General features: G+C 66.7%; 1 pseudogene. It reads right to left on the reverse strand.

The window, feature by feature from the left end:
- Positions 1-16: 16 nt before the first annotated feature.
- A pseudogene (locus tag APH36_RS21730) lies at positions 17-14,097 on the reverse strand (BapA/Bap/LapF family large adhesin); the annotation flags it as partial.

Here is a 14,097-nt window from a genome sequence, read left to right on the forward strand (position 1 = left end):
CGGGTTTGCAGCGGCCTCAGACCACATGGATACCGTTCTGCACCCACAGGTGATGGCTCGGATCCTCCTGGGCCGTGTATTGGTTATAGTCGATACCGTCGGCGGTTTGGTTCCCGACCAGCGTCCAGTTGTCTGTCATGTGAACCGTGTCTTTGTCGTCCCCCTTGATGATCAGTGTGTCGTTGCCGGTTTCGGTGATGGCCACCACGTCCGCCAGGTTCAGGGTCAGCGCGACCGCGCTGGTGTCGTTGAGGTCGATGACTTCGATGTCATGCACCCGGTCGGCCAGGTTGCCCAGGTCGATGCTGGCATCGCCGCCGTCCCACAGCAGGGTGTCGGTCCCTGTGCCACCCTCGACGCTGGCGAAGTTCTGGTCAACCACCACCAGGGTGTCGTCCCCTGCGCCACCCTGCAGGGTGATATGGCCACCCTGGCTGCCATCGAGATGGTCATTGCCGTCGGTGCCGGCGATCACCTCTGTGGAAGCCGAAGCGGCCACACTGGCGAGTGCTACCCCTTCGTCACCGGTATCGGAGAGCAACGACATCGTGCTGGTGAGGCCGGCGGAGTTGTCCAGATTGATGGTGAGCGTAGCGGTGTCGGTGGTGCCGTTGGGGTGGGTCAGCTCGTAGGTGAAGGTGTCGTGCTGGCCGATGGCTGTCGACGTGAGCCCAGAGTTGAGGGTGTAGGTGTAGCTGCCGTCGGCATGCACGAGCAGCGTGCCGTAGGTACCCGCCACGCTCACTCCGTTATAGCCCGGGATGGTGAAGGTGTTGGCTGCCGTCAGCACACTCAGCACGGTCAAGGCTGAACCCACGGTGTCATCTGCGAGCAGGTTGCCGGTTGCCGTGGTCGCGCTGCTGACCACGAACTCGGTGAGGTGCGTGGTGGTGGCGTTCACGCTGGTGGTGAGGGAACTGAGCAAGCCTATGCCGCCCGCTGTAACGCGTATGTGGTAGGTGCCCGTCCCTTGGTTCTGGAAGGTATAAGCCGCACCGCCACCCAGCAGGCTGACCAATGAGCTGCCAGGCACCGACTGCACCAGCACATACTGGCCGGTGGCCGGATTGAGCTTGAGCAACTCGATGGTGGTGCCGTTGAGCAGGCTCAACAGGTTGGTGGAGTTGACCACCACCTGCAGGTTGGCCGTGGTATCGGCAGCAACCGAGGTGGTGTAGGTAGCCTGGCGCGTGCCGATCACCGGCAGGCTCAGCGTGCCCAGCGAGCTGCTGCTGGTGTCCACACGGTTGACCAGGGTCAGGTAGCTGAAGCCGACGTCGTTGACGGCATCCACCACCGTGGCCGGCGCACCGTAGTTGATGTTGCTCCACACCTCCGTGGCCTGCGGGCTGTCGATACGTACATACAGGTTGGCAGAGTCGGACAGGCCGTTCGCGTGCACCAGCTGATAGCTGAACACATCGACCTTGCCGACACTGCTCGGGCTGCCGTTTGGCGTGTAGGTGTAGCTGCCGTCCGCACGGATCACCAGTGTGCCGTATAGGCCTTGTACCGTGGTGGCGCTGCCGGCCGCGACATAACTGCCGTCCTTGAACACCTGGAGCACGGCGGCGCTGTCCGGGCCACGTGCGTCCACAGTGCCATCGGTGCCCACATCGGTGATGACGTTGCCGGTGGTGGCGGTGCCAGTCCCGGTGAACTGGGTCAGGCTGGTGGCCGTGATGTCCAGCGAAGTGGTCACGTTGGTGATCAGGCCAATGCCGCCACTGCCCACGGTCAGGCGGTAGTCACCGGCTTGCAGTGTACCGATATCGACCTGCAGCCCCAGCGGCAGCACGATCAGGTCGAGCAGGCCCTGGGTGTTGCCGGTAGCCAGCGTCACCCAAGCGCCCGTCGCGTCTTTCACTTGCAGGGTGAATGTGGAGTTGTTGAGCAGCGCCAGTACGCTGTTGGTGGTCAGTGTCAGGGTCGGGTCCACCGTGGTGCCAGCGGCTACGGTCCAGGTGTAGGTCTTGGTGAAGCCCGACAGCAGCGTGGTGAAGCTGTCGGTGTAGGTCTTGGTCGCGGTGACCGGTACCAGGTTGACCGTTGCCGTTGCCAGGTTGTCGCTGGCAATGACCGGGGCGTTGGCATCCACATCGGGCGCGGTGATGGTGACGTTGCCCGATACGTTGCCACGCGTGTCGGTGAGGCCGACCGAAAGGACCTGGCCGTTGTCCTGAGGCGGGCTCAGGGTCACGGTGAAGCTGCCGTTCGGTTGTACGGTCGCGGTTTGCAGCACGGTACCGCTGGCGCTGCGCACAGTGACGGTGGCGCCTGCTTCGCCGGTACCGGTGAGGGTACTGCCGTCGGCACTGATCTGCAGGTTGCCGGCCACTGCGGGCGGGGTCAGGTCTGGTGCGGTCAGCGCGGTAGCGGTAGACACGTTGCCGGCACTGTCGGTCAGGGTGACGCTGAGCGCCTGGTTGTCGATTTGTGCGGCCGTGAGGCTGACCACGAACAGACCATTGGCGCCCACCGTTGCGGTGCCCAGGACAGTGCCGGCACTGTTGCGCACGGTGACGGTGCTGCCGACCTGGCCAGAGCCGCTGACCGAGGTGCCGTTGGCATTGATGGCCGCCACCGGTGCTGCGGGTGGCGTGGTGTCCGGTGCAGTCAAACTGGTGCTGGCGGACAGGTTGCCGGCTGCATCGGTCTGGCGCACCACCAGCAATTGCCCGTCATTCTGTGGCGAGGTCAGGGTGATGCTGAAGGTGCCGTTGGCTTGCACCACGCCGGTACCCACCTGGCCACTCGGGCCTTGCACGGTGACGGTAGCACCTGCTTCGCCGTTACCGGTCAGCACCGTGCCTAGGCTGTTGATGGTCACGTTGGTCGGCACGGCTGGCGGCTGGACATCAACGGCCGTGTAGCTGGTGCTGCCAGACGTGTTCCCTGCAGCGTCGGTCTGGCTCACGCCCAGTACCTGGCCATTGAGCTGCGCCGCGTTGAGGTTGACGGTGAACACGCCACCGCCATTCACCAACGCCGTTCCAAGCACGTTGTTGCTGGCATCGCGCACGGTCACCGTGGCTCCGGCCTCACCGGTACCGGTGAGCACCAGGCCATTGGCCGACAGGCTGGTAACCACCGGGTTGGCCGGTGGGGTGATGTCGGCCGCTTGCAGGAAGAACGGCTGCGATTCGCCGCCCAGCAGCGAAACTGCCGTCACCGAGATGTGCTGGCCGTTGAGTTGAGCCGCGTTCAGCGTGATGCTGAAGCTACCGGTTCCGATGTTGGCGAGGCCTGAACCTATCAAGTTGCCTGCGGCATCGTAGACGCGAATGCTTGCGCCGGCTGCGGCCGTACCGGTCAAGGTAAGGCCGTCGCTGCCCAGAATCGCATTGGTCGGTGGTTCGGGTGGCGGCACCAGAGGGGTGACGTATGTCACGGCGTCAGAGGTATTGGTACCGTCTGACTGGCTCACGGAGAGGAAGGCGGCTGAGCCCGGCGTCGGCGAAAGGTTTATCTGGAAGTTGCCAGCGGCGTCCACCACGCCGGTCCCGATCACGGTGCCAGTAGGGCCACCGACTCTGACGGTGACCGTGGCATTGGCTTCGCCCCTGCCGGTCAACGAGCTATAGGTATTGTCGATCGCCAGGTTGGTCACCACGGCGGGTGGCGAGGTGTCGTTGGTTTGGTAGCTGGCGGGTACCGAGGCATTGCCGGCCGCGTCCGTAGACACCACGGTCAGCAGTTGGCCGTTGTTCTGTGCCGGATTGATGACAACGGTGAACTCGCCGTTGCCACCCACCACCACCGTACCCACGATGCTGTTGTCAGGGCCGCGAACAGTGATGGTGGAGCCGGCTTCCGCCGTACCGGTCATCGACGTGCCTGCCGGGTTGAGCAGCAGGTTGCCTGGCTGCACCGGCGCTGTCAGGTCTGGTGCGGTTACCTGCAAGGGCGCCGACGGGTTGCCGGTGGCGTCCTGGGCGATCACCGTCAGTACCTGGCCATTGATTTGCGGGTTGTTCAGGTCGAGCACAAAGGTGCCGTCCGGGTCGACTGTCACCTGGCCCAGCAGGTCGCCGTTGTTGTTGACCACGGTGACGCGGGTGCCGGCTTCGGCGGTACCGATCAGTTGGGTGCCGCTGTCGTTGAGGCTGGCGATCACGGTGGCCGGCGGGGTGATGTCCAGTGCCGTGACCGTGCTGACCGTCGATACGTTGCCGCTGCTGTCGGTCAGGGTGACCTGCAGCAGTTGGCCATTCAGTTGCGGGGTATTGAGTTCGACCACGAAGGTGCCATTGGCAGCCACCACGGCAGTGCCAATCTGTGTGGTGCCGACATACACGCGCACGGTAGCGCCCGCTTCGCCGACACCGCCCAGTTCATCGCCTGCCACACTGAGCTGCAGCGCGGTTGCGGCGGCGGGTGGCGTATGGTCCGGTGCTTGAACGGTGACCGGCAAGCTGATGTTGCCGGGTGGGTCGGCCTGCTGCACCGACAGCACCTGGTGGTTGATTTGCGCGGGCGACAGCTCGACGCGGAAGGTGCCGTCTGCCAGCACTGTGCCGGTACCCAGCACGGTGCCGGCGGCATTGCTGACGGTGACCGTCGCGCCTGCTTCGCCCAGGCCGCTGACTACACTGCCGTCGGCGTTGATCACCACGGCGGTAAGGGGAGCTGGCGGTGTGAAGTCCGGGGTTTGCAGGGTGGCCACGGCCGACACGTTGCCGGTGGCATCGGCCTGGGTGAAGCTGAGCAGCTCGGCGTTACCCAAGGCCGGGCTCAGCGTGATGGTGAAGTGCCCGCTGGCATCGACGGTGGCGCTGCCGATGGGCTGGCCTGCCGGGTTGGTGACGGTGACCAGCGCGCCCACTTCGCCGCGGCCGGTGATGGTCACGCCATCGCTGGATATTGCCAGCGCGGTGGGTGCTGCGGGTGCCGTGGTGTCCGGTGCAGTGATGGCGCTGGCGGCGGACTGGTTGCCGGCGGCATCGGTCAGCACCACCTGCACCTGCTGGCCGTTGGCCTGAGGCGAGGCGAGGTTGACCTGGAAGGTGCCGTCGGCGCGGACCGTTGCGTTGCCCAGCACCGTGCCGTCGGCGGCCAGCACGCGAACAGCGGCCCCCGCTTCACCGGTACCGTTGAGCAGGCTGCCACCGCCGGCGAAGGCCAGGTTGCCAGCCGCATCTGGCGCCACGCGGTCGGGGGCAGTCAGGCTGACGCTGTTGGACTCGTTGCCGGCTACATCGGACTGGCTGGCGCTGAGCTGTTCACCGTTGATCTGCGGGGCGCTGAGGTTGACGCTGAAGTTGCCGCTGGCATCCACCAAGGCGGCGCCCAGGTCGATCCCCCCTTCGCCGATCACGGTGACCGTGGCACCTGGCTCACCGCGCCCAGTGAGTATCAGGCCGTCGTTGGACAGCACCAGGTTGGTCAGTGGTTGCGGTGCGGTGGTGTCCGGTGCCTGCAGGGTCGCCGGCAGCGACACTGCGCCGTCGCTGCCGGTGGCGCTTACCTCCAACCGTTCGCCGTTGGCCTGGGCGCTGTCGAGGTTGACGGTGAAGGTACCGTCGTTGGCTACCGGGCTGCTGCCCAGCAATACGCCGTTGGGGCCATACACCTTGACCGTACTGCCTACCGTAGCGGTACCGGTCACCGACAGGCCGTCGGCAGCCAGTACCAGGTTGTCCGGTGTCGCCGGTGCCAGAAGGCCCGGCGCGGTGACGTTTTGTGCCGGGGAGACGTTCTGTGCGGCGTCGGCCTGGACCACGCTCAGGTTTTCACCGGTGATCGCGGCTGGCGACAGGGTGACGCTGAAGTGGCCGTCACTGCCGACCGTGGCGGTGCCCAGCACGGTGTTGTCGGGTGCCCGTACGGTGACGGTCGCACCGGCTTCGCCATTGCCTGTCAGGGTGGTGCCACTGGCAGACACCGCCAGGTTGGTCACGGCCGCCGGCGGCGTGGTATCGGCTGCGGTGTAAGGCGCGGCCGGTGAAACGTTGCCAGCCGCGTCGGTAGCCGTTACCTGCAGGGTCTGCCCGTTGGTCTGGGCGCTGTTCAGGGTGACCTGGAAGGTGCCGTTGCTGCCGGTGGTCGCCGTGCCCAGCACATTGCCGCTGGCATCGCGCACGGTTACGGTGCTGCCGGCTTCGGCGTTACCGGACAGTTGCAGCCCGGTGGCGGCGAGGGCCAGTGCAGTCGGTGCAGCCGGTGGGGTGAAGTCCGGCGCGGTAACGGCCACGGCGGCAGAGGTGTTGTTGCCCGCGTCGGTTTGCGTAACGCTCAGGTGCTGGGCGTTGAGCTGGGCGCTGTTGAGGGTGAGGGTGAAGCTGCCGTTGGCGGCCACCAGGCCTGTGCCGATGATGGTGCCATCCGGGCCGCGCACGGTGACTGTGGCACCGGCTTCGCCGAGGCCGGTCAGGGTCAGGCCGTTGTTGTTCAGCACCACGTTGGTGAGTGGGGCCGGTGGGGTCAGGTCCGGGGTTGCCACATTGACGGCTGGCGAGGTGTTGCCGGCGGCATCCACTTGGGTCACGCCGATGGCCTGGCCGGTGGCTTGCGGGGTGTCGAAGGTCACGGTGAAGCGACCGTCGGCGCCCACCGTGGCCGTGCCCAGCAAAGTGCCAGCGGCGTTGCGCACCTGCACGGTAGCCCCCACTTCGCCGCTGCCGGATAGCTGCCGGCCGTCCTGGCTCAGCACCGGGTTGGTGATGGCGGCAGGCGGCGTGCGGTCTGGCGTCGCCAGGCTGGCCGGGCCGGAAATGTTACCGGCGGCATCGCTGAGGGTGACTTGCAGCGCGCTGCCGCTGGTTTGCGCGCTGGGCAGGGTGATCTGGAACTGCCCACTCTGGTTGACGGTGCCGGTGGCCAGGATGGCGCCACTGGCATCGCGTACGGTCACGGTGGCGCCGGCTTCACCCTCGCCGCTGAGCACGGTGGCCGCGCTGTTGAGGCTGAGGTTGCTGGCGGCCAGCGGTGCCTGCAGGTCAGGGGCTTGCAGGGTGGCCGCGAGCGAGACGTTACCCGCCGCGTCGGCCTGGGTCACGATCAGGTTCTGGCCGTTGGCGACAGCTGGCGAGAAATCGATGCTGAACAGGCCGTTGCTGCCGACGGGCGCGGTTCCCAGGAGGTTGCCCTGCGCATCGGTCACGCGCACGGTAGCACCCACTTCGCCTTGGCCGGTCAGCGTGCTGCCGGTGGCATTGAGTACGACTTGGGTCGGTGCGTTTGGCGCGGTGGTGTCGTTGGCCACGACAATGGCTGGCACCGAAGGCAGGCCATCGACGGTAGCCTTGGCGCTGACCTGCAAGATCTGGGCGTTGAGCTGGGCGCTCTGGAAGAACACACGGAAGGTGCCGTCGCTGCCGACCGTGGCGGTGCCCAGGGTGGTGCCCCCGGAGGTCACGGTAATCAGCGAGCCTACCGTCCCCTGGCCGGTCAGCAGGAAGCCGTCGGCACTGATGGACAGGGCCGAAGGTGTGGCCACCTCGGTGCCGGTCGGGCCGGCAAGTGGCACTTCGAGGGATTCGTTGCCGGCAGGGTCGATCACCACCACATCGACGGTTTCACTGCTGGTCAGCGGTGGGTTTACGTCCACCACGAAGGTGCCGTCTGGCCCGACGGTTATCGTGCCGCGCACGCCGCTACCATCCTGATTGCGGATTTCCACGGTGCTGCCAGGTTCCGCGCTACCCCCCACGGTGCTGCCATCCGGGCTCACGGTCAGGCCGGTGGCCGCATCCGGGTTGGTGGTGTCCGGGGCGTTGACGGAGACCGGAGCAGCGTCATTATCGGCTGCATCGGTCACCACCACGGTGACAGTCTGGCCATTGGTCAGCGGGGTATTCAGCGGTACGCTGAAACTGCCGTCCGGATTGACGGCCACCACAACCACATTGCCATTCCCGTCGTTCACGGACACTGAGGTGGCGCCAGGCGCATTGCCGGTGACGGTGCTGCCGTCCGGACTGACCAGCACACCCGTGGGCGCTGCCGGTGGCGTGATGTCCGGCGCATTGATCTGGCCGGGCAGGGACACATTGCCGGCCGTATCGGTCAGGGTCACATTGAGTGACTGACCGTCCAGTTGGGCGGGCGAGAGTGGCACTGTGAAGCTGCCACCTGTCGGTACGACAATGGTACCTACCAGGGTGCCGTCGGTAAGCCGCACTTCCACCGTGGACCCAGCTTCACCAGTACCCTGGATGGCGTTGCCGCCTGGGGTGATGGTGAGGCCGCCCGGCGCTGTTGGCGCGCTGCTGTCATCGGCGGTGAAGCTGGCCGATGGCGAGGTATTGCCGCCGCCATCAATCAAGACCACCGACAATACTTCGCCGTTGGTCTGAGCGGGGGCGAGCAGTACTTCGAACGTGCCGTCGGGCGCCACCTGAATAGTACCCAGCAGGTCGCCTGCCGCGTTGCGAACCTCTACGGTGGTGCCTGCCTCGCCTTGGCCGCTGAGCAGGGTACCGGTCGGATCCAGGCCTAGGCCTTGCGCCGGCAGCGGCGCCTCGAAGTCAGGCGCGGTCACGGTGCCGGCGGGCGAGTCGTTGCCGGCGCTGTCCGCCTGGCTCACAGACAGCGTCTGGCCATTGAGCTGGGGCGGGTTGATGCTCACCAGGAAGCTGCCGTCTGGCTGAACCGTGGCGGTGCCCAGTACGGTACCTGCTGTATTGGTCACACTCACCTGCGCACCCGGCTCGCCACTGCCGGTAATGGTCCTGCCATCGCTAGACAGGGTCAGGCCGGTCGGGGTCGCCGGCAACTCGGTGTCCGGTGCCGGGAGGTCGGCCGCCGCCGACAGGTTGCCGGTTGGGTCACGCTGCTCCACGGTCAGCGCCTGGCCGTTGGTCTGTGGCGGAGTGAGGGTGATTTCGAATGCACCGTTCGGCCCTGCCACGGCACTGCCCAGCACGCTGCCATCCGGCCCGCGTACGGTCACGGTGGCGCCAGGTTCGCCGCTACCGGTGACGGTGGTGCCTGTGCCATCGATGGTCGGGTTGGTGACCGCCTGCGGCGGCGTGGAATCGGGGGCGGTGAAGCTTACCGGCCCGGCGCTGTTGCCCAGGTTGTCGGTGGCCTCGACGCTCAGGCTCTCACCATTGCGCTGTGGCGCATTGAGGGTGACATCGAAGTGTCCGTCTGCACCCACTATGGCGGTGCCCAGCACGTTGCCGTTGGTATCGCGCACGGTGACGATGGAGCCACTTTGGCCCAGGCCGGTCAGGTGAATGCCTGCAGTATCGATGGCCATCCCGGAAGGTTGCAGCGGGCCATCCAGATCGGGTGCGATGACGGTGGCGGTCGAGGTATTGCCGGCCGCGTCGCGCAGCACCACGTCCAGTTCCTGGCCGTCGGTTTGCGGTGGGTTGAGCGCCACGCTGATCACACCGTCAGCGCCGACCTGGGCGTTGCCCAGCACGACACCCTGCGCGCTGATGACCTGCACGGTGGTGCCCGGCTCGCCGCGGCCAGTGAGCAGGCTGCCATCGGCGCTCAGTTGCAGTTGGGTGGCTTCATTGGGTGGCGTGATGTCAGGGGCGGTGACCTGGGTCGGCAGTGACGCGTTTCCGGCACCATCCACAGCCACCACATCCAGAGTTTCGCCGTTGGCTTGAGCCGGGGTCAGGCTGATGGTGAAGCTGCCGTCCGGGCCTGCCTGCGCGCTGCCCAGCACATTGCCCTGCGCGTCACGCACCTGCACCTGCGTGCCCGTCGGTGCGGTACCGGAGACGCTGGCGCCATCTGCGCTCACCACGACACCGCTCGGGCTCTCAGGCAGCGGTGCATCGGCAACCGTCACGCTAAGCCCTACCGAGGTATTGCCGGCGGCATCGGTCTGTACCAGCACCAGGGTTTCGCCCGCCACCAACGGCGTTTCGAGGTCGACCACGAAGGTGCCATTTGGCGCGACGGTGCCGGTGCCGAGCACCGTGCCCTGCGCATCACGCACTTCCACCGTGGCACCGGGTTCGCCACGGCCAGACACGGCCAGGCTGCCATCGGCGGCTAACACGTCAGTGACGAGTGTCGGCGCCGTGATGTCCGGGGCCACATAGCTCAGCGGTACAGAGGTGTTACCTGTCGCATCGGTCACGGTAATGGACAGTGTTTCGCCATTGGCCTGTGGCGGGTTCAGGGTCAGGCTGAAGCTGCCATCCGGCTGGGCGATGGCGCTGCCGATCAGGTTGCCCAAGGCGTCTTTCACCTCTACCCGGGCGCCGCCTTCGGCAGTGCCGGCCAGGGTATCGCCATTGGTCAACACCAGGCCCGTTGGTTGCAGGGGGGCCACAAGGTCTGGCGCAGTCAGTGGGCTAGGTGTGGAGACGTTGCCGGCAGCATCGGTCAAGGTCACCTGCAGGGAGGAGCCATCCACCACTGGGGTTGGCAATTGCACGTTGAAGCTGCCATCGGGTTGAACGGTGCCGCTCACCAGCACCTGGCCCTGGTCGTCGAGCACTTTGACGGTGGCACCCACTTCGCCGCGGCCGGAAACCATGCGGCCATCGGCGCTGATCACCAGGTTGGTGGCTGGCGCCGGCGGCGTGGTATCGCCGCCGTTATCGATGACCGGCGCGGTAACGGTACCGGCCGTGGAGGCATTGCCTGCGGCATCGGTGGCGGTTACCTGCAACTGTTCGCCTGCCACTTGCGGCGGGGTGAGGCCAATGCTGAAGGCCCCGCTGGGGCCCACCACGACACTGCCCAGCACGGTAGTGCCGTCGGCGGCCAGCACGCGTACGGTGCTGCCGGCTTCGGCGCGCCCGGTCACTGCGCTGCCATTGGCGCTGACGGCCAGCTCACTTGGTGCGGCTGGGGCGGTGATATCCGGCGCAGTCACCTGTGCCGGCAGTGACGAGGCTCCGTTGGTGTCGATGGCGACCACATCCAGCAGCTGGCCGTTGGCCTGGGCTGGGGTGAGCACAACGGTGAAGGTGCCCCCGGCACCCACCACGATGCTGCCGACCAGATTCCCATTGGCATCGTGCACTTCCACACGGCTGCCGACTGGCGCCGAACCGCTGATGCTGGTGCCGTCCGCCGCGAACACCAGGTCGCTCGGGCTGGCCGGTGTGGTCACCAGCGGTACGTCGAAGGTCAAGGCTTGGGAAGCGTTGCCGCTAGGGTCGGTCTGCACCAGGCTCAGGCGTTCGCCCGGCAGCGCGGCCGGGTCGAGGTCGAGCACGAAGGTGCCGTTGCCGGTCACCGTACCTGTGCCGATCAGTGTGCCATTGGTGTCCCGCACCTCAACGGTGGCACCGGCCTCACCGCGACCGCTCAGGGTCAGGCCATCGGCACCGACCACGATATTGCTGACTTGCGCAGGCGGGGTGATGTCCGGGGCATTGAATTGCAGCGGCGTAGAGGTATTACCGGCGGCGTCCACCAGGCGGATGTCGAGGACTTCGCCATTGGCCTAGGCGGGGGACAGGGTAATGCTGAAACTGCCGTTTGGATTGACCACACCGGTGCCGATCACGGTGCCTGAGGTGTCGCGTACCTGCACAGTGGCGCCAGGTTCACCGCTACCGGTCAAGGTAACGCCGCTGGCCAGCTCGAGGCCGGTGGGCTGAGCAGGCGCCTGCAGGTCTGGGGAGGCCACCGTGCCTGGCGTGGAGGCATTGCCGGCGGCATCGGTCAGCACCACTTGCAGGGTGCTGCCATCGTTGACGGGTGGCGTCAGGGCGATCTGGAAGGTGCCATCCGGGTTGACCGTGCCGCTGGCCAGCACGTTGCCTTGGGCATCGCGCACCTGCACGGTGGCACCCGCTTCGCCACGGCCGCTCAGCTGGCCACCGGCCAGGCCAACGACCAGGTTGGTCGGTGGCAGGGGGGGCGTGGTATCGACACCGTCGATGTCGGGCGCCGTGACGCTACCGGCGCCGGAGGCATTGCCGGCGGCGTCGGTGGCGGTGACTTGCAGCACTTCACCGTCCACTTGTGCCGGTGTGAGGGTGATGCTGAAACTACCGGTCGCACCCACCACCGCCGTGCCCAGCACCGTAGTGCCGTCGGCAGCCAGCACGCGCACGGTGCTGCCCACTTCGGCCCGGCCGGTGACAACGGTGCCGTTGGCATTGATCGCGAGTTCGCTTGGCGCGGCTGGCGCGGTGATGTCTGGCGCGCTGACCTGCACCGGCAGCGACGATGCCCCTGTGCCGTCGATGGCCACTACATCCAGCAGTTCGCCGTTGGCCTGGGCCGGGTTGAGGATGACGGTGAAGGTGCCATCGCCGCCCACCACCACGCTGCCTACCAGGATGCCATTGCCATCACGCACTTCCACACGGCTGCCCACCGGGGCAGAGCCGGTGAGGCTGGTGCCATCGGCGGCAACCACCAGGCCGCTTGGGCTATCGGGGGCAGTAGTCATTGGCACTTCATACTGCAAGGCTTCGGACGCGTTGCCGCTCGGGTCGGTTTGTACCAGGCTCAGCACGGCGCCTGGCTGGGCTGCAGGGTCGAGATTGACCGTGAAGGTGCCGTTGGCGCCGACCGTGGCGGTGCCGATGACGGTACCGCCGGCATCACGCACTTCGACGGTTGCACCCGCTTCGCCGCGACCGCTGAGCACCAGGCCATTGGCACCGACCACGACATTGCTGACAGCAGCAGGCGGGGTGATGTCGGGGGCATCGTACTGCAGTGGCGCCGAGCTGTTGCCGGCGGCATCCACCACCCGCACATCCAACGCCTCGCCATTGGCCTGGGCGGGGAACAAAGTGACGCTGAAGGTACCATCAGCGTTGACCAGGCCGGTGCCGATCACCGTGCCGGCGCTATTGCGCACCTGCACGGTGGCACCGGGTTCGCCGCGTCCGGTGAAGGTGACGCCCTCGGCCAGTGCCAGGTCAGTAGGTTGCGCAGGGGCCTGCAAGTCCGGCGAAGTGACTGAACCGGGTTGCGAGACGTTGCCAGCGGCATCGGTGAGGGTGACTTGCAAGGTGCTGCCGTTGTTCATGGCAGGAGCCAAGGTCACCGTAAATGTGCCGTCGGGGCTGACCGTACCGGTTGCCAGCACAGTACCTGCGGCGTCACGTACCTGCACGGTGGTGCCGGCTTCGCCACGCCCGCTCAGCTGGCTGCCGGCCAGGCCGACCACCAGATTGGTGGGTGCGTCGGGTGGCGTGATGTCGCCACCGTCGATGTCTGGCGCGGTGACTGAGCCTGCCGTCGAGGTGTTGCCTGCCGCATCGGTGGCGGTGACTTGCAGCACTTCGCCGTCGACTTGCGGTGGGTTGAGGGTGATGCTGAAGCTGCCGGTTGCGCCAACCACGACGCTACCCAACACGGTAGTGCCATCGGCGGCCAGTACCCGCACGGTGCTGCCCGGTTCGGCACGGCCGGTGACGACAGTGCCATCGGGGTTGACGGCCAGTTCGCTCGGGGCCGTCGGCGCGGTAATGTCTGGCGCGGTGATTTGCGTGGGTAGTGACGATACACCCGCATCGTCGATGGCCACGACGTCCAGCAGTTCGCCATTGGCCTGGGCCGGGGCCAGAGCGACGGTGAAGCTGCCATCTGGGCCGGCCACGACACTGCCGATCAGCGTGCCGTTGGCGTCGTGCACTTCCACGCGGGTGCCGGCAGGCGCCGTGCCGCTGATGCGGGTGCCGTCCTCGGCGAACACCAGGTCGCTGGGGCTGGCCGGGGCGGTGGTTACCGGGACTTCGAACTGCAGCGTTTCGGAGGCGTTGCCGCTGGGGTCGGTCTGCACAAGGCTCAGTTGTTCGCCGGGCTGCGCGGCCGGGTCAAGGTCGATCAGGAAGGTGCCGTTGGCACCCACTACGCCTGTGCCGATCACCGTGCCGTTGGCATCACGCACTTCGACGGTGGCGCCGGCTTCGCCACGCCCGCTCAGGGCCAGGCCGCCACTGCCGACCACGATGTTGCTCACCGCCGCAGGTGGTGTGATATCCGGGGCATCGAATTGCAGCGGCGCAGAAGTGTTGCCAGCTGCGTCCACCAACCGAACGTCCAACGCTTCGCCATTGGCCTGGGCAGGGTTAAGGGTGACGCTGAACAGGCCATCGGCGCCCACCACACCCGTACCAATGACGGTGCCAGCGGCATCACGCACCTGCACGGTGGCGCCTGGTTCGCCGCGACCGGTGAAGGTCACGCCGTCGGCCAGGGCCAGGTCGG

Origin of the sequence: Pseudomonas sp. NBRC 111133 (assembly GCF_001320605.1) — a bacterium.
Lineage (GTDB): Bacteria > Pseudomonadota > Gammaproteobacteria > Pseudomonadales > Pseudomonadaceae > Aquipseudomonas > Aquipseudomonas monteilii.